The organism is Lacticaseibacillus zhaodongensis (assembly GCF_009687905.1).
GTDB lineage: Bacteria > Bacillota > Bacilli > Lactobacillales > Lactobacillaceae > Lacticaseibacillus > Lacticaseibacillus zhaodongensis.
On the sequence record NZ_BLBG01000006.1, the window covers coordinates 80,239 to 97,463 of the forward strand.

15 protein-coding genes are annotated in these 17,225 nt (G+C 51.6%); 8 read left to right on the forward strand and 7 right to left on the reverse strand.

Translation table 11 applies throughout. The annotated features are described in order from the left end of the window. Positions 1-13: 13 nt before the first annotated feature. The 3 genes from rpiA to GN107_RS06190 all read left to right on the forward strand — a co-directional run bounded on the left by rpiA (position 14) and on the right by GN107_RS06190 (position 3,659). The gene (gene rpiA / locus GN107_RS06180) at positions 14-703 is read left to right on the forward strand and encodes a ribose-5-phosphate isomerase RpiA (protein WP_155287088.1); all 690 of its coding nucleotides are present in this window, start codon (positions 14-16) and stop codon (positions 701-703) included. A gap of 186 nt (positions 704-889) precedes the next feature. Next, on the forward strand, positions 890-2,212 hold the full coding sequence (locus GN107_RS06185) for a C1 family peptidase (protein ID WP_155287087.1): 1,323 nt from the start codon (positions 890-892) through the stop codon (positions 2,210-2,212). Positions 2,213-2,318: 106 nt separating this feature from the next. Beyond that, a complete protein-coding gene (locus GN107_RS06190; RefSeq protein ID WP_155287086.1) occupies positions 2,319-3,659 on the forward strand; it encodes a C1 family peptidase in 1,341 nt (446 codons plus the stop codon). A gap of 352 nt (positions 3,660-4,011) precedes the next feature. On the opposite strand, the gene hisJ is transcribed toward GN107_RS06190, so the two are convergent. Continuing rightward, entirely contained in the window at positions 4,012-4,866 is an 855-nt protein-coding gene (gene hisJ, locus GN107_RS06195; RefSeq protein ID WP_196246283.1) for a histidinol-phosphatase HisJ, read from the reverse strand. Between the two features lie 550 nt (positions 4,867-5,416). Between hisJ and GN107_RS06200 the strand changes: the two genes are divergently transcribed. The 5 genes from GN107_RS06200 (at position 5,417) to GN107_RS06220 (ending at position 9,830) form a co-directional block, all read left to right on the forward strand. Continuing rightward, positions 5,417-6,610 (forward strand): aminotransferase class I/II-fold pyridoxal phosphate-dependent enzyme, encoded by a 1,194-nt coding sequence (locus GN107_RS06200; RefSeq protein WP_155287085.1) that lies wholly within the window; start codon positions 5,417-5,419, stop codon positions 6,608-6,610. Between the two features lie 30 nt (positions 6,611-6,640). Further along, entirely contained in the window at positions 6,641-7,636 is a 996-nt protein-coding gene (locus tag GN107_RS06205; protein WP_155287084.1) for an NAD(P)-dependent oxidoreductase, read from the forward strand. A gap of 155 nt (positions 7,637-7,791) precedes the next feature. Further along, positions 7,792-8,745, forward strand: a complete 954-nt coding sequence (locus tag GN107_RS06210) for an L-lactate dehydrogenase (protein ID WP_155287083.1) — start codon at positions 7,792-7,794, stop codon at positions 8,743-8,745. Positions 8,746-8,945: 200 nt separating this feature from the next. Next, positions 8,946-9,596 carry a type II toxin-antitoxin system death-on-curing family toxin gene (locus GN107_RS06215; RefSeq protein WP_155287082.1) on the forward strand — a complete coding sequence of 217 codons (651 nt, stop codon included), beginning with the start codon at positions 8,946-8,948 and terminating at the stop codon, positions 9,594-9,596. 48 nt (positions 9,597-9,644) lie between these two features. Next, entirely contained in the window at positions 9,645-9,830 is a 186-nt protein-coding gene (locus GN107_RS06220) for a hypothetical protein (protein WP_155287081.1), read from the forward strand. 628 nt (positions 9,831-10,458) lie between these two features. On the opposite strand, the gene GN107_RS06225 is transcribed toward GN107_RS06220, so the two are convergent. From GN107_RS06225 to GN107_RS06250, 6 genes are all read right to left on the reverse strand, one after another. After that, the gene (locus GN107_RS06225; protein WP_155288055.1) at positions 10,459-10,884 is read right to left on the reverse strand and encodes an amidohydrolase family protein; all 426 of its coding nucleotides are present in this window, start codon (positions 10,882-10,884) and stop codon (positions 10,459-10,461) included. Between the two features lie 604 nt (positions 10,885-11,488). Beyond that, complete coding sequence (locus tag GN107_RS06230) at positions 11,489-11,866, reverse strand: hypothetical protein (protein ID WP_155287489.1); 378 nt, start codon at positions 11,864-11,866, stop codon at positions 11,489-11,491. A 17-nt stretch (positions 11,867-11,883) separates the two neighbouring features. Then, positions 11,884-12,708 (reverse strand): hypothetical protein, encoded by an 825-nt coding sequence (locus GN107_RS06235; RefSeq protein ID WP_155287490.1) that lies wholly within the window; start codon positions 12,706-12,708, stop codon positions 11,884-11,886. Positions 12,709-12,710: 2 nt separating this feature from the next. Continuing rightward, complete coding sequence (locus tag GN107_RS06240; protein WP_155287491.1) at positions 12,711-13,043, reverse strand: PadR family transcriptional regulator; 333 nt, start codon at positions 13,041-13,043, stop codon at positions 12,711-12,713. 250 nt (positions 13,044-13,293) lie between these two features. Further along, entirely contained in the window at positions 13,294-13,500 is a 207-nt protein-coding gene (locus GN107_RS06245; RefSeq protein WP_155287492.1) for a DUF6440 family protein, read from the reverse strand. A gap of 255 nt (positions 13,501-13,755) precedes the next feature. Then, complete coding sequence (locus GN107_RS06250) at positions 13,756-16,953, reverse strand: KxYKxGKxW signal peptide domain-containing protein (protein ID WP_155287493.1); 3,198 nt, start codon at positions 16,951-16,953, stop codon at positions 13,756-13,758. Positions 16,954-17,225: the final 272 nt, after the last annotated feature.

Genomic DNA, 17,225 nt, shown 5'->3' on the forward strand with positions numbered 1-17,225 from the left:
GTAAACAAAGATAATGGAACAAAGTGAACTGAAAAAAATGGCGGCGGAGCGCGCTGCCGAATTCGTTGAGGACGGCATGACGCTCGGCCTCGGCACCGGCTCGACCGTCTTTTTCCTAGTCGAAGCGATTGCCAAGCGCGTCAAGGACGAGCACCTGCACATCCAGGGCGTGGCCACAAGTAGCCGGACCGCGGAGCAAGCTGAATCACTCGGCATCCCCATGCGCGACCTGAACGATGTTGATCACATTGACCTCTGCATTGATGGCGCCGACGAGATCGACGCCAACTTCCAGGGCATCAAGGGCGGTGGTGCCGCCCACACCCTCGAGAAGATGGTGGCCACCAACAGCCGCCGCAACATCTGGATCGTTGATGAGAGCAAAATGGTCGACCACCTCGGCAAGTTCCCACTGCCGACCGAAGTCATTCCGTTTGGCTGCGAACAAGTCTTCCGCAAGCTGGAAGCTGAGGGCCTGCACCCCCACTTCCGCCTGAACGCGGATGGCAAGCGGGTACTGACGCACAACAAGAACTACGTGATCGACCTGCACATGAGCAACATCAAGCACCCCCACATCCTCAAGAACTACCTGGACGCCCAGGTGGGCATTCTCGAACACGGCCTGTTCCTCGACCTGGTCGACAACGTGGTTGTGGGCACCCAGGATGGGGTCAAAGTCCTGACGGCAACCCGCCACTAATAATTTTGACAAAATTCAAACTACGCGTCCTTCTTTTGGGAGGGGCGCTTTTTTTTACTGTAAATATTAAAACGTTTGGCATAAACTTCTCACCTAATTTTCGGATAACTGTTCCCGAAACTAATCAACTGGCGTAGAATTGGTGCCGTTAAGGTTTAATTCAGTACATAAATGAGGAGGATTAACATGTCTAAAGAAGTCAGCTTCACAGATATTGATACATTCCGCAAAGACCTAGCCGAGCACCCAGCTAGTGCCGCGCTCGCCCGCGCCGTCCAGAACGTCGGGCCCTATGCCGCCAGCCGCGACACCTTGGGTAAGGCAGCCATGGCTCCCGTCTTCTCCGACGAAATCGACACCGGTGCCGTTACCAACCAGAAGAAGAGCGGCCGCTGCTGGTTGTTCGCCGAGCTGAACACCATGCGCCACTTCAGCTCCGATAAATTCGGCATCAAGGACTTGGAGTTCTCCCAAGCCTACAACGCCTTCTACGACCGCTTGGAGAAGTCCAACCTCTTCTTGGAACACGTCATCGCGACTGCGGACAAGCCCCTGACGGACCGCGAAGTTGCTGACTTGCTGGCTGCGCCAAACGGGGATGGTGGTCAGTACGACAACGCCGCCGGTTTGATTGCCAAGTACGGCCTGGTCCCGAAGTCCGTGATGCCCGAAACCTTCAACAGTTCCCAGACTAACGAAATCAACGCCAGCCTGGAACTCAAGTTGCGCAAGGACGCCGTTGAACTGCGGCAGGCCCGCGCTGAAGGCGCCGATGAGGACCAGTTGCGCGCAACCAAGGTCGACCAGCTCAGCACCATCTACCGCATGTTGGCTTATGCATACGGCGAGCCAACCAAGAAGTTCGATTTTGAATACCGCGACAAGGACAAGCAGTACCACATTGATCGTGACCTCACGCCGCAGTCCTTCTACAAGAAGTACGTCGGCTTTGACTTCGACGATTACGTCACGCTTGCCAGCACCAACGCGCCCGGCAAAAAGTACTACCAGACCTACACAATCCCGGCTCAGAATACCGTCATTGAAGGCCAGCCGGTCAAAGCGGTCAACGTACCCCACGATGTCTTCACGGAACTGGCCGTTAAGCAGATCCAGGCCGGCACCACGGTTTGGTTCGGTAACGATGTCCTCGCCGACATGGACCGCAAGAGCGGCACTTTGGAAGGCGGCCTCTACGATCTGAACGGGCTCTTTGACGTCGACTTCACTATGGACAAGGGCGAACGCTTCGCCACCCGCCAAGCCGAAGTCTCCCACGCCATGGTGCTCACCGGGGTGGACCTGGTTGACGGCACGCCGCGGCGCTGGAAGGTCGAGAACTCTTGGGGCAAGGACAACGGCCACGATGGTTACTTTGTTGCTGACGCCAAGTGGTTCGATGATTACGTCTACGAAGTCGTCATCAAGAAGTCCCTCCTGCCCGCCGATGTGCTCGCTGCCCTCGACAAGGAGCCAATCGCTCTGCCTGCCTGGGACCCATTGGCATAAGCAACCCGGCTGTGGGACAAAATGGCTTTTGCCGCAGTCCCTACGCCTGTGCTACAATCAATAGTGAAAATTCTAAGCATATTTTAACTAAGGAGTGAAACCTTTAATGACTAAAGCAATTACAAGCGAAAACATTGCCCAGTACGCAAAGGACCTCGCCGCAACACCAGCAGCATCTGCCTTGCAAAAGGCAGTGATGAACAACGGGATTCTGAAGACCGCTGAGAGCACCGACAGCAAGGTTGCCATGACGCCAACCTTCTCCATCGACCTCGACACCGGTGCTGTTTCTAACCAGAAGCAGTCCGGCCGTTGCTGGATGTTCGCCGCACTCAACACGATGCGCCACTCCATCCAGGCTCAGTACAAGATCAAGGACTTCGAGCTTTCCCAGAACTACACATTCTTCTGGGACAAGTTCGAAAAGTCCAACTACTTCTACGAAAACGTCATCGCCACGGCTGACCAGCCAACCGATTCCCGCAAGGTATCATTCTTGCTGACAACTCCGCAGCAGGATGGTGGTCAGTGGGACATGCTCACCGCCCTCATCGACAAGTACGGGATCGTGCCTAAGTCCGTGATGCCTGAAACCTACTCCTCATCTAAGAGTAGCGAGCTGAACGCAACCTTGAACCTCAAGCTGCGTAAGGACGCTGTTACCCTGCGGAAGTTGGTCGCTGACGGCGCCAGCGATGACAAGCTCGCTGAAACCAAGAAGCAGTTCCTGTCCGAAGTTTACCGGATTCTGGCCTACACTCTGGGTAACCCACCTACAGAGTTCGACTTCGAATACCGTGATGACGACAAGAACTACCACATCGACAAGGGCCTGACACCAAAGTCCTTCTTCGACAAGTACATCAACTGGGACCTCGATGCATACCAGTCACTCATCAACTCCCCAACTGCCGACAAGCCATACAACCACGTTTACACGGTTGAGATGCTCGGCAACGTTATCGGCGGCCGCGAAGTTCGCCACTTGAACCTTGCCATCGATGACTTCAAGGCAGCCGCAATCAAGCAGCTTGAAGCCGGCGAGTCCGTCTGGTTCGGTAGTGATGTTGGTAAGGAATCCGACCGCCAGCTCGGGATCATGGATCCTGCCATCTACGACGAAGACAGCCTCTTCAACACCAGCTTCGCCATGACCAAGGGCGAACGCCTCGACTACGCGCAGAGCCTCATGACCCACGCCATGGTTCTGACCGGTGTCGACATTGTTGACGGCAAGCCAACGAAGTGGAAGGTCGAGAACTCTTGGGGTGACAAGGTCGGCACGAAGGGTTACTTCGTTGCTTCCGACGCTTGGTTCGACGAATACGTCTACCAGGTTGTTGTGAACAAGAAGTTCCTGACCGACGAGCAGCAGGCCGTAATCAAGGCCGAGACTGACAAGCCAACCGTCCTCGCACCATGGGACCCAATGGGCGCACTGGCCTAAGTAAAGCTATGCAAAACGCAAACGCTCCACAGCCATTAAGTTGGTTGCGGAGCGTTTTTGTATGACGTTGCTAAACGGTGCGGACATGATAATGCCAAATCACGCTCGGGACATATTTTTAAATATGCGCAGCGTAGCTCATCAAGCCCGGTACATCGGGATTTTGCGCCGAGGCTAAAATATGAATTCAGCAAAACGGGCGGTTTCATATTTTGGGCAAGCGTAGAAACGCCTTCATATCAGGCGTTTGCGCGATTTTTGCGCATATTTAAAAATATGTCCCGAAGCAAATGTTGGTTTCCAAGGCTGCTGCGTTTCGACTCACGGTGAAATTTTTGGAGGCTAACACTTCCTAAACACTGTTCCCCGCCGGCAACAATTCTGCCACCTGGTGGTACGCGTGGCCGACTTCCTTGATGCTGTGGGCGTCGGAACCATAAACCGTTTTGATGCCGCGCGCCCGGGCCATCATGATGATTTGCGGGTAAGGGTAAATTTCGTTGCAGTACTCCTTGAACAGGCCGGCCGCGTTCACGTCGAGCTGCCGCCCCTGCCGCTGCATTGTCGCGAGCAACTTGTCGATGCGCGCCATGTTGGCATTATTGAACCGCTTAGGCAGATCAAAGTAGTCCTGGAACTTCTTGATCAGCGTGATGTGACCAATGCGTACGGGGGCGTATTTTCCAAGGTCAGCGGCAACAGCAGCCTGCACCGCGTCTAGGTAGGCCGCGTACAAATCCTGCTTGTCATCCGCCCCGATTGGCAACAAACCATCCTCGAATTCACTGAGCTCGTCATCAACCGGCCAGTACTTGCCGTGCACACCGCGCATGAAGTGGACGGAAAGTATGCTCTCATCACAGCGCGGGCCGTATTCGTTCAGGAAGTCGTGGGTCCAGTCCGCCTGAGCCGGCAAATAATCCACCTCGAAACCGATGTGGATGCGGATCTGGTCGGCATACTTGCTGCGCATGCGTTCGCACTTGGCAAAATACGCGTCGAGGTCAGACATGGCGATTGCGGCCGTATCGTAGCCGCCCTTGGTTCCTTCGTAATCGTTCCTGAAGGCAGGCGGTAGCGGTGCGTGCTCGGTGATGCAATAGTCGGTGAAGCCAAACTTGATTGCCTTTTGGATCATTGCCTCGACGTCGTCACCGCTCCCGTGCGGACAAAATTCCGTGTGTGAATGGCCATCCTTCTTGATCATCGCGCTGCCCCCTCTATCTGCATAATTTTGCGGATACTACTCAACTACCACTGCGCATTAAAGCTATCAGCATCCTCTAACCTAATTGTGCCAGCCTGGATGCATTAAAGTCAAACCACATTTAGTCACTGCTGGCTGAACTAATATGCCACATTTCCGTTTGTTATTTCACGGCCGATAACCGGGCTAGCTGGCGGCTTTGTCTTATTAATCGATAAATTAAACTGGAATTACTGTTGACGCCATTAAATTAAAGGTATATTCTCATGGTAATCAAATTGTCAGGGAGTTCTAATTATGACTCATATTTCAGCCTCTTCAACGCGCAAAGCCTTTAGCTGGTATTTCGGATAGTCATCCGGGTGCCAGCAATTTGTGGCGCGCGGATGACCAACGAACATCCGCGTGGAGGCTAGATATGAACAGGAACTCAATTCTTGCGTAGCTAACTAATAACACCGGATGTTTCGCAAATCGAAGCAGCCGGTGTTTTTTGTCGCAATTGTGCTCCCCTTAGTCAATGCGGAACATTTTGAAAGGAAGTTCTATCATGCCCGAAACCAAAGCAGGATTACTTACAGATCTTAAACACACATACGATGGCCTGAAGCCGAACCCCATCCGTGTGTTCGACGCGGAAGCCAGCAAAACGCCTGGCGTGCTCAAGCTCACGCTCGGTGAACCCGACTTCAACACCCCCGACCACGTCAAGCAGGCCGCAATCGACTCCATTAACAACAACGAAACCCACTACGGCCCTTCCAATGGCTGGCCTAAATTGCGCAAGGCTGCGTGCCACTTCTTGAAGGATCGTTACGACGTTGATTACGACCCCGACACCGAAATGGTCATCACGGTCGGCGCGACCGAGGGCCTGCACTCCTGCCTGGACGCCATTTTGAACCCTGGCGACAAGGTCCTCATGCCGAGCCCAACCTTCTCCCTTTACGACCAGCTCATTCGCATCAACGGCGGCATCCCCGTCTACATCAACACTTCTTCCACCGGCTTCGTGCTCACCCCAGAACAGCTTGAGGACGCCATTGCTAAGGAAGGCCCAAGCGTGAAGGCCGTACTGCTCAACTTCCCATCCAACCCAACCGGGGTCACCTACAACGAAGCCCAGGTCAAGGCGATTGCGGCGGTTCTGGCCAAAACGAACATCATCGTCATTTCCGACGAAATCTACTCCGAGCTGACTTATGGCTCCATCCACTACTCCTTCGCCAAGGCGCTGCCTGAACAGACGCTGCTCGTTAACGGAGTTTCCAAGTCCCACGCGATGACCGGCTGGCGGATTGGGACCGTGTCTGGCCCCGCAAAATTGATGCAGCGCGTCGCTTTGGCCCACGCCTTCAACGTCACAGTGGCTTCCAACCCCGCAATGGCGGCGGCAACTGAAGCCTTCTCCACCGAGGAGGGCCGGCAGGATTCACTCAAGATGAAGGCCGAATACATCAAGCGCCGCGACTACGTGGTCAAGAAAATGACGGCAATGGGCTTCGAGATCCCCGAACCAACTGGTGCCTTCTATGTCTTCGCCAAAATTCCTGAGGGTTGCATCCAGGACGACACGGAGTTCTGTTACGACCTGCTGCGGAAGAACAAGCTCGCGGTCATCGTGGGCGGCGGCTTTGGCCCTGGCGGTGAAGCCCACGTCCGGGTCTCCTACGCGGCATCAATGGAGAACTTGCACGAAGCGATGAAACGTCTGAAGGCTTACGTGGATGCTAACCGCAAGTAGCCCGCTGGAATCATAAATGGAGGAATCAATATGACAAAAATTCTGATGTACAGTGTTCGTCCCGACGAAATGGCGGCTATTAACGAATACGCCGCTAAGCACAACGAGACCATCGACACCTGCAACGTTAATTTTGATGGCGACACCGTCAGCAAGGCCGAGGGTTACGATGGCATCGTGATCCAGCAGCGCGCACCAATCACCGACGATACGGTTTACGCAACGCTGGCTAGTTACGGCATCAAGCAACTCAGCACCCGCACCGCTGGCCTCGACACCATCAACATCCCCGCCGCCCACGCTGCTGGCCTGATCGTCACCAACGTGCCCGCCTACTCACCCCGGTCCGTTGCTGAACACGCGCTGATGTCCATCTTCCGGATTTTGCGGAAGAGTGCCATCGTCGACAACCGCGTGCGCAACAACGACTACACCTGGGGCGGTTTACAGGCCAAGGAGATCCACACCGCGACCATCGGCATTATCGGTGCCGGTCGCATCGGCGGCACCTTGGCCCGCCTGCTGAAGGCTCTGGACGCCAACGTCCTCGCCTACGACACCAAGCCGCGCAAGGAATTGGAAGATACCGTCACCTACGTCAGCAAGGAAGAATTGCTGAAGCGCAGTGATGTCGTCAGCCTGCACGTTGACCTCAACCCGACGTCTGAGGGACTGATCACCGCTAAGGATTTTGCCTTGATGCAGCCGACCGCCGGCATCGTTAACGCTAGCCGCGGTCCCGTTGTCGTCACCGCCGACCTGGTAGCCGCGCTGAAGAACAAGCAGATTGCTGCCGCCTGCCTCGACACCGTGACCGGTGAGAACGACGTGTTCCAGACCGACCACAGCAAGGATGGCATTCACAGCGAGCCCCTCATTGAAGAGCTGCACGCAATGCCTAACGTCATCATCACGCCCCACATCGCCTTCTTCACCAACAACGCGGTGGCCAACATGGTCGACTTCTCATTGGACGATGTGAACACCGTGCTTGCCGGTAAGACTCCCAAAAATGCAGTGAAGTAAACAGAGCGGAAAGGGCCGCTTAACCGGCCCGCAACTCGACCCAGGAAGTTAGTAACTATTCATGCGAACAAGCCCCGCATGCTAGTTGTGCGGGGCCTTGTTCGCGCCAAAATTAGCACCAAAAATAAAATATAATCTATCGAGGTATTTATCTTATGACACGTAAAGTTGCAATTATTGGCTGCGGCCACGTTGGTTCCACTGTTGCGCATAGCATCATTATGGGTGGTCATGTTGACGACCTAGTACTTATTGACACCCGCGAGGACAAGGTTAAGGCTGACGCCCTGGATTTTGCCGACGCCATGGCTAACCTGGACGAGCACACAAACATATTCGTTAACGACTACAGCCAGCTCAAGGATTGCGATGTAATTATCTCCGCAGTTGGCGACATCGAGATTCAGAAGATCAAGTTGGACCGCTTTGCCGAGGTACCATTCACGTCTGCGCAAGTCAAAATCGTTGCCCAGAAGATCAAGGATTCCGGCTTCAACGGCATTCTGATCGACATCTCCAACCCTTGTGACATCCAGACCATGATGTATCAAAAGATTACCGGCTTGCCCAAGGAACACGTTATGGGCACCGGCACCCTACTCGACTCCGCCCGCATGAAGCGCGCCGTTGCGGAATCACTGCACCTCGACGCCCGTTCGGTCACCGGCTATAACCTGGGTGAACACGGTAACTCCCAGTTCACCCCGTGGTCTGCGGTCCGCGTGCTGGGCCGCCCAATCAAGGCTGTCGCCGCTGACCGCGGTCTCGACCTCGATGCCATCGACCAGGAAGCCCGCATCGGTGGCTACCACGTCATGATGGGCAAGCACTACACCAACTACGCCATCGCGGCCGCCTGCACCCGCCTACTCAACACCGTGCTGAGTGACGCCCACACGGAGCTGCCCGTTTCGAACTACCGCGCGGAATACGGTTGCTACCTGTCCTACCCCGTGATTGTTGGTCGGGACGGCATTTTGGACACCACGCACCTGAACCTCACTGAGGAAGAAGAGGAAAAGCTCGCGCAATCCGCTAACTTCATCAAAGAACGCTTCGACGCGATCATGGCCGGCGACATGGAAGCTGCCAGCGCATCATCTAACTAAACTTAACCAGTAAATAGGGGTACCCCAACCGAGACGGTTAGGATACCCCTTATTTGTACAACTGTTTATTTTTGTTTCAACAAGGCTCTCCTTACTGATTTCAAAAGTTACTTAACAATTCCTTACACACCGCTTTGATACCAACTACCCCAACAAGTTATAATGGTAGTATGGTAAAGATAAAACATTTCGTGAGGTGCATGGACATCTCCGACAAACCACAGAAGCAGCTGAGCGCCCTTATGATCGCAATTCGTAATGAATACAGAGCGGCGCACCCAGGTAACTATAACCTGTTTATCGGCATTTGGGGGGACGCTGCTAAAAACACGTACGTTGATATTAAGGTAAACGATGCAATTGTTGATACATTAGGCTTAATGCTTTCTTCAAAGATATTCACATTAAATGTCGACAATATGAAAGTTATTAACACAAAGGCCGAAAAAATGTTCAGGGAGGAGTACCAACACGGTCTCAAAGATGAAGGTACACTGAGCGCGATAATTTCAAACATCATTTACCCAATCTTTGGCGAATGGCAATATCCCGGCGTTGTCAAGAAAGCTACCATGTATTGGTACAAAATTGCAACTTCACAGGTTTTCTTCAACGGTAATAAGCGCACCGCTCTGCTTAGTGCGTTGGAGATGTTGTACATGAACGGCTTTCGTTGGATAGGCTTGGATGGCAACGCACTCTACGAAATCAGCCGCCAGATTGCTAACAAGGAAATTTCTGCGGATGACCTTGAAAAATATATTCTTAAACACATAGGCGTCACGTACTTTGACTCAATGGACGATGCTCAACACAAGCTCGATTTTGCCTTCACTATGCCGTTACATTGACAACCCCGATGAATAGGCTATAATTTTCTCACAACAAGGAGTGATATCATGGAGAAAAAGAAATATTTGGACATCACCACCAACGACTTTAAAGAGATTTCTGCCGACGTGGCATCAAAAAATGAGTCATCAAAAGTTATTACCGTAAGTGCTAAGCGTGTTGATCGAGATCTCAACAAGCTTATTAAAAACCATCAAGTTAAAAAGGCCATGACTTTACTAGCTGACGCATAGCTTTACTAAACCTGACACTATTAACAGCGGCATGACATCAGCAATTCACCTGACGTCACGCCGATGCTTTTGATTAAAATGTAAGTTCTCCATTGTCGGTATTAATCCATCGTCTTCAAATCCACTTAAGAACACGCCCGCATACCGCGCCTCGGCCATCTAACTAGGCGAAGCCAATAAGTAAGGAGCATCCCGACTACGCAGCCGGGATGCTCCTTCTTTTGTTCACGTAAGTTGTTCATGATTTGCCACTTCTATTTTGCAATTATCGCGATATTGGCATTTTGCCCCAGCATATTCGAATTCTATTCTTCAAAAACCGCGTTTTCGCAAAATAGAAATTAAACAAGCTACTTCAAAATCCTGTTTTTTGAGGTAATCACAAAATGTAGAGTACTCATAGATTCTTGCACTCCTACTTGGCGGCTCGCCCCCACTTAAACATGCTAACTAGTGCCGGCCCCCATAGAAGTAATGCTATCCAATGCATCGTTTTGGTATGAAAAGTAAGATACACGAAACCAAGCGAAACGAAGCACCAAAAGCCTGGATCTCTGTAAAACTTAGGATTGAACTTTATCTTAATGGGTAAAACCTCCGCTGGGACTAAGGCATACAACACTATCAGTTAATCCTTAGCATAGCCCCCGAAATTATTGGCTGTTAGCTTGGCGAGATTCTCCGCCACGTACTTATTGCGCATGCTGAAGTCTTTATAGCTGTAATAACTAAAAGAGTCGCTTCCGTGTGTGAATTCGATTACTACTGATTTGTTTGCGCCATCCCGCACGCGAAAGTTCTCAATTTCGTTTGCCGGAAACACCTGCGTCTGCCCGTTTTTCTTAAGCCGGTGGATTACGATTGCCTCTGGCGTAAAAATGATTACATGTTCCTTCTCAGACATAGCAAGACCAATCCATGGCTGTTGCAAAAGGATATAGATACCGGCTTTAGCAACATTGTTCAGACGATTGTACGCTAACAGGTAATTGTCGTCAGGTTCGTATCCCAGCTGACGGACGATTGCTTCCATTTGCGCTTTACTTTCAGCCATTATACCCATATAGATTACCCCTTATCTTCATCTCCAGAAACAGACTCACTTGGATTAACAAACACTCGCCGAGAATAGATGACGTTAATTCATGCTTATTTTCGGCAACAGTGACCATCAGTACTGATAAAGACCGCTGAACTTTTGAATTTTTTGCACACTGTGATTGTAAGCCCTCCCAAAAGTCGCAGCATCAGTCCTCAGCCCGATTGTTAACGGGCTACCGCAACTTACCTAATAATGACCATGGAGCTCACACTTTCAGTTCGCGATGGTTATGCGCAAGACTGGCAAACTTATCTGCAGCTGGCTGATGCAACAAGATTAGCTAAGCAATGAACGAATATAAAGCGAAAATAGTTAATGTCCCCATCAGGCTTGGGTGCGCATTTTGTGATGTTGCATAACCAGAACGAAGCGTTACTAAGAAGTCGAGTGAAAAGTGAATTGCAACTGGCAACATTAAGCTCTGTGTGCGCAAATAAGCAGCCCCAAAGCAGTAAGGCAATAATATTTGCGTCAATGCCAAACTCAAACGCAATAAACAGGATGATTTTGCCGATACTCTTCTTCATCTCAGTTTTCATCGCCAATTTGCCCACCGTCATTGCCGTGCGCGGCGCGTCATGGCAAGTGCCTCCACACAATTGACGATTGGCACCGTCAGCAGAACCGCCGCGATTGCAATATCGTGCAACTGGATTGGGTGCCGGGAAATGCCGAAACCAATCAGCACACTCAACAGCAATAAGGCCAACGCGGCGAACGGCCAAGCAAGTCGTGGCCGCGTCTGCGTCGTTTGCCGCTTGCCGAATGCCGCCACCAGCGCGGCACCAATGTACATTAAGCCCAGAATCAGGAGTCCTGCCAGCATCATGACGTGCTTGGGCGTTCTGTCAGCGCTGATTCCAAAGTCGATTAAAGCTAACAAACAGACGGCAATCCCGCTGCTTGCATAAATGGTGGTGGTTAACTTCTTCATGATGCACCTCCACAATCCTACTGATTAACGTGCAGCTGCTTGCCACCTTGTGCTTGAAAGACAAAGTGCAGGTGCTTGCTCTGGTAAATAGCCAGCGCCAGCACAGCACCCATAAAGACAACTAGCAGCACTACAACCAACGCAACGGGCAAGGTCGCGCCAATCAGCGCCCGAACGCTTGGCCCAACAATCAGCCAGTACAAGAACCAAGGTAGCGTGAGCCGCCGGAGCCAAAAGCTCAAACCCAAGTTGCAGACAATCAAGGCCGCAACCACTACGCCAAGACCAATTTGCAGTTGGTCCGACGTCAGCGGCGAGGTGTCTGGCAAAAGAAACGTTACTGCGTAGATGGCGATAATCAGAACCACCGCAATGCTTGCCCGCCACTTGGTCTTCGTCTTGATCTGGTTAAAGCTGATCCCCCGAAACAGTGGGGCAACAGCAATGAATAGAAAGGGGATGGCCAACTGCTGCCACAGGATATCTAGCCCCACAGTCTCACCACTGAGTATAATCGCATCTGCGTACACAAACATCAGTACCCACAGAGCATTAAATAGCGGCCACAACTGGAGCAACCACTGTGCTTTGGGAGCTGGCGGTAACTCAGCCAGGATTTCATCCGCAGCAGCCTGCGGGTCCTTGCCAAAATGGTCCTTGCTGGCAATCCCATCCGCTTGCGCCGCCACCATATCCACCAGCAGGTCCGCAATCGTGTCTTCCCGAGCGAGCGCATCCTTACCCCAGTGAGCCCGCAAGTAACCGACCAAGGTCTCAGCGTAATTCCGGTTAAACCCGTGCAATTCCTTAAGCCGCTGGTCATTCTTCGTCAAGAGATCCATGATTACCCCTCCTGTCTGGCAATCAGCCGATTCATCGCCACCACTAGTTGTGTCCACTGCGGTAAAAACTCCGCCAAATGTGCTTCCCCGTCCGCCGTGATGCGGTAGTACTTCCGGTCGGGACCGGTCGCGGTCGCATGGCGCTGGGCACTGATCCAGCCATTCCGTTGCAGCTTCAGTAACAGGGGGTAAACGGTCCCCTCGGTAATTTCACCAAAGCCGGCGTCGCCGAGTTGCTGCAGCAAGGCATACCCGTAGGTTTCGCCTTGCGCAATAATCATCAGAATGGCGTTGTCTAGTGTCCCCTTCAGCATCTGTGTTTCAATCTTGCTCATGACATCGCCCCCTACCTTGCAAAACAAAGTATACGCGCCGCTTTATACCTTGTAAAGCAACGTAGTCAAAATAATTAAAACGTTTTCACCCCCTAAAATTTTAAGAAATTACACACCGCCAAAGTGTTGGGAGTAGTTCAACCTGAACTAAAAAGGCCAGAACTGACGTGAAATTCACATCAGTTCTGGCTTCAGGTTGTCGGGATGCAACTACCACGAAAAAAGTAAGCACCATCCCCACGAATATGACCTAGTCGGGCAGCTCACCCGAATACAGCAACGGCTTGCCGTCCTGATCAACCAGCACCGTCACGCCACTGCCGTTGACCGTGCCCATGTAACCATTAAAGACGATGTACTGCACCCTCGTCTTGCGGTCCACAATCACGTTCAATCTCCGTCCGCCCACGTTTGGATACTTGTCAGGTTCTACAAAGCGGTTCTCTTTATCGCTCATCCGCGTACCTCCGTTTACATTCAAAATTGTTTACTTAGTTAACAATATAATTGTAATTTCTTACTTGATATTGTCACTTCAGTCCTAAGCCCCAATTTTGATTGATATCAGTTCAATATCCATTGGCCAACTCTTTTTGAAACGCAAAAACTCTCGGCATTTCAAAAGATTACCGAGAGCTTTCGCTACATTCTACTGACCACCTACAGCATGACTACTTCTGTTTGGCAGAGATGAATCAGCTTGTTTCAAATGTTAGTCTTCACGCCGCCGCCGTAGTCCGCCAAGCAGGATAATCCCACCGAGCAGAGCTACACCGATAGCAGTAATAACACTGTTCGTACGGTCACCTGTCTGTGGCAGGTAACTCCGCCGTGAAGATGAGGTGGTGCCGCCAAAGGTATTCGGCAGTGACGTGCGACTCGTGCTTGTCACACCGCTAAAGCCACTTGCTAATGGCGTCCGGGTGGTACTAATTACGCCATTTGCACCAGTTGTTGGGAAAGAACCGGTGTCTGGCAGCGAACCAGCCGTACCAGTACCGTTTGCTGAGAATGATCCGGTTTCTGGGAGTGAACCGGTCGTGTCACCATCAGTAGCTGTGTTACTACCGGTTGGAACAGTCGTGGTATTGGTATTCGTCACGCTACCGCCTGTTGCTGGCAGACCGGTCGTTGGCAAGCCAGCGCCGGTGAAGATATTGTTAATCGTGCTACCAGCCGGTGTGGTGCTACCGCCATTCGTGGTCCCGCCATTGGTTGTGCCACCTTCGTTGGTGGTACCGCCATTTGTGGTCCCGCCGTTGGTTGTGCCACCTTCGTTGGTGGTGCCACCATTTGTGGTCCCACCATTTGTAGTCCCGCCATTGGTTGTGCCGCCTTCGTTGGTGGTGCCACCATTTGTGGTTCCACCATTTGTAGTCCCGCCATTGGTTGTGCCGCCTTCGTTGGTGGTACCGCCGTTAGTAGTCCCGCCGTTGGTAGTGTCACCTCCGTTTGTGCTGCCACATTCACCAGAAGTGCTGTCATTTGCAGTGTTGATGATAACGCTGGTATCCGTGTCGCCTTTAATGTGGGTATTGGTGTCGCCGCTAGTGGTCGTGTCGCCAGTCGTACTCGTGTCGCCGCCTTTGATGTTGGTGTCACCACTAGTATTTGTGTCGCCACCGTTAATGGTAATATTGGTGTCACCAGTCGTGTTCGTGGTTGTATTCGTGTCACCACCATTGATCGTGGTGTTGCCATTATTGTTACCACTGCCGATCACAGTGTTGCCGCCTTGGTTCGTGTTGTCGCCAGGCTTAGTGGTATCATCGCCAGGCTTAGTGCTGTCATCACCTGGTTTAGTGTTGTCGTCCGGGGTTGTATTGTCATTATCAGCCGTCAACGTAATGGTGTACTTACCGGTAACGCTGTGCCCATTAGAATCCTTTACATTCAGGGTAACGTTGTAGGTGCCAGTCTTGTCCTTGTCAAAACCACCATCGTCAACGACCGTGATCTTTGAAGTCAAGTCGCCGTCTTCCTTATCCGTTGCGGCCGCACTGAGCAGTGCCGGGATGGATCCAGTCGTGCCGACTTTTGCACTGGCGTTGCTTGCGGTCAGAGTTGGGATAGCGTCAGGATCCGTCTGGTCAGAACCATCCGTCAAAGTGATGGTGTAGTTCTTGGTAACAAAGTGGCCGGCCTTATCAGTTACGCCCAGGGTCACGTTGTACTTACCCGCCTGGTCCTTGTTGAAGCCACCATCGTTGATGACCTGAACAACTGGTGTCAGGTTACCGTCTTCCTTGTCAGTTGCGCTTGCCTTCAAGAGGTCCGTGATGGTTGCGGTGGTCCCAACCAGACCGGTCGCATCGGTCGCATTCAGCTCCGGCGCTTCATCAGTCACGGTTGGTGCATCTTCCTTGTAGACGAACTTAACGTCACTGATAGCGGAGGCAAAATCATAAGCGTTGGCTAGGTCGTTGTAGCTCGTGCCAGAAGTCAGCGGCACGGTCCCCGTTGCGGTCTCAATTCCCATCTGCAGCAGCTGTCCTGGGGTCAATTGACTAAACGGAATCGTTGAAACGAGTTTGCCCTGTCCGTTCAACTCACTGTACATCTGGACTTCCTGCTTTTCGAAGTCTGCGACCAGGCTCTGAACACCGCCACCACGGTTGCTTTCGTTAATGATTTCCTGCGCCGGTGTGTAGCCCTTAACATCGTACTTCAGAATGTTTGCAGGTGCCTCAACTGACGCATCGGTCTGCGCTGGGTCGTGAATCTGGTTGCCGTTCTCATCAACATAAGTGAATGGGAAGCTGTAAACGTCATGGTCGGTAACCGTGATGGTCTCGTGCCGAACGGTTTGGACTCCGTACTTGTCGGTCGCCGTCATCTCAACATCATACTTGCCAACCTTCGTTGGGTCATAGTTGGAAGTGATTTTAACTGGCAACTCGCCATCTTCCGTGTCAGTTGCGGTAGCGTGCATCAATTGTTCAACTGTGAGGGGACTGTCGTTTTGTTGAACCTGAATGTTGCTGTCAGAACTGATTTGCGGCGCATCATCAACAATCTGCAGCGGGTAGGTCTTCATCGCAACCATGTTGTCACCAGCCGCGCCAACCTGAACCAAGGCGTTGATTACTGCTGGCGAGCTAGGATCGTTAGGGTCGTGCTCAAAGTACGGGCTGCTTACGTTCACCTCTTCGCCCTTGTGCGGACCGTCAGCGTAGACAACATTGTTGACCCAGCTCTTGACGTCGGTCGGCTCGCTGTCCATACCCCGCCACTGCTTAGCAAAGCCGAGCGTATCGTTACCACCAATCAACTCACCAAAAGCAGCTGCTGAGTCTTGAACTGACGGCGTAGTAACGAATTTTGAAAAGTCCACGGACGAACTGAAGTCGTATGGGAAGAACGGCACACCATAACTGTCATTATTTTCGAGCGGCGTTTGTGGGTGGGCGGCCTTTGGATCGGCATCAAAATCAGTCCGCCAGTAATATGCCATGTCACTGCCATTAGGTAAGGAACCAACGCTATCCATATTGGTTGCTGGTGTTGAATCAGTTGCCACAACGTAAACAGTGGCCGTTATTCCATAACCGGTGCCATCACTAATCTTAACTCCGTAAGTCCCGACCTTGTTCGAATCAAAAGCTTCCGGGTCGATCCGGATACCTTTCGAACTACCATTAATTGTGGGCTGCAGGATATCAGCCAAGGTTGCAGAACTTCCGACTGGAACTTCCTCTTCATCGCGGAAGCTAATCTTAGTCCCGTTGCCCAAAGTCTGGGTAACCTGAAATGCTGCCGCTACCGGGTGTGGATTCGTGATGACGGTGCTAGCGCCAATACTTAGCGCGCCAATTGCAGCCGCAACCCAAAGCTTACCGTCTTTGTACAGCTTGTAATGTTCCTTAACCAACATATGTTTACCTTTATTGTTATTAAAACCGAATATCATAATATTCTCCCCCTAATCAAAAAAAGAAATATAATATCTGTCCCATCGAATACATTGTAGGTTTCCAAATAGATATTCGGAATCAACTTTGAAAAGGCTTATTTTTTTTTTTTTTATTTTTTGTCAGTGCAAAATTATATTAGTGATAAGCTACATCTAGACCTAGTTGACACAGGTGCTTAGCCTGCCAAATTGTGACTTCCTGTTTAAACCTGAGTTAATTACAACTTGGAGGGCAACAGGGGCTGACCGGATATTTTTGTTTTTTAACG

Coding starts and splice junctions, on each gene's coding strand:
- rpiA (WP_155287088.1), top strand. CDS start 14: ATGGAACAAAGTGAACTGAAAAAAATGGCGGCGGAGCGCGCTGCCGAA.
- GN107_RS06185 (WP_155287087.1), top strand. CDS start 890: ATGTCTAAAGAAGTCAGCTTCACAGATATTGATACATTCCGCAAAGAC.
- GN107_RS06190 (WP_155287086.1), top strand. CDS start 2,319: ATGACTAAAGCAATTACAAGCGAAAACATTGCCCAGTACGCAAAGGAC.
- hisJ (WP_196246283.1), bottom strand. CDS start 4,866: ATGATCAAGAAGGATGGCCATTCACACACGGAATTTTGTCCGCACGGG.
- GN107_RS06200 (WP_155287085.1), top strand. CDS start 5,417: ATGCCCGAAACCAAAGCAGGATTACTTACAGATCTTAAACACACATAC.
- GN107_RS06205 (WP_155287084.1), top strand. CDS start 6,641: ATGACAAAAATTCTGATGTACAGTGTTCGTCCCGACGAAATGGCGGCT.
- GN107_RS06210 (WP_155287083.1), top strand. CDS start 7,792: ATGACACGTAAAGTTGCAATTATTGGCTGCGGCCACGTTGGTTCCACT.
- GN107_RS06215 (WP_155287082.1), top strand. CDS start 8,946: ATGGACATCTCCGACAAACCACAGAAGCAGCTGAGCGCCCTTATGATC.
- GN107_RS06220 (WP_155287081.1), top strand. CDS start 9,645: ATGGAGAAAAAGAAATATTTGGACATCACCACCAACGACTTTAAAGAG.
- GN107_RS06225 (WP_155288055.1), bottom strand. CDS start 10,884: ATGGCTGAAAGTAAAGCGCAAATGGAAGCAATCGTCCGTCAGCTGGGA.
- GN107_RS06230 (WP_155287489.1), bottom strand. CDS start 11,866: ATGAAGAAGTTAACCACCACCATTTATGCAAGCAGCGGGATTGCCGTC.
- GN107_RS06235 (WP_155287490.1), bottom strand. CDS start 12,708: ATGGATCTCTTGACGAAGAATGACCAGCGGCTTAAGGAATTGCACGGG.
- GN107_RS06240 (WP_155287491.1), bottom strand. CDS start 13,043: ATGAGCAAGATTGAAACACAGATGCTGAAGGGGACACTAGACAACGCC.
- GN107_RS06245 (WP_155287492.1), bottom strand. CDS start 13,500: ATGAGCGATAAAGAGAACCGCTTTGTAGAACCTGACAAGTATCCAAAC.
- GN107_RS06250 (WP_155287493.1), bottom strand. CDS start 16,953: ATGATATTCGGTTTTAATAACAATAAAGGTAAACATATGTTGGTTAAG.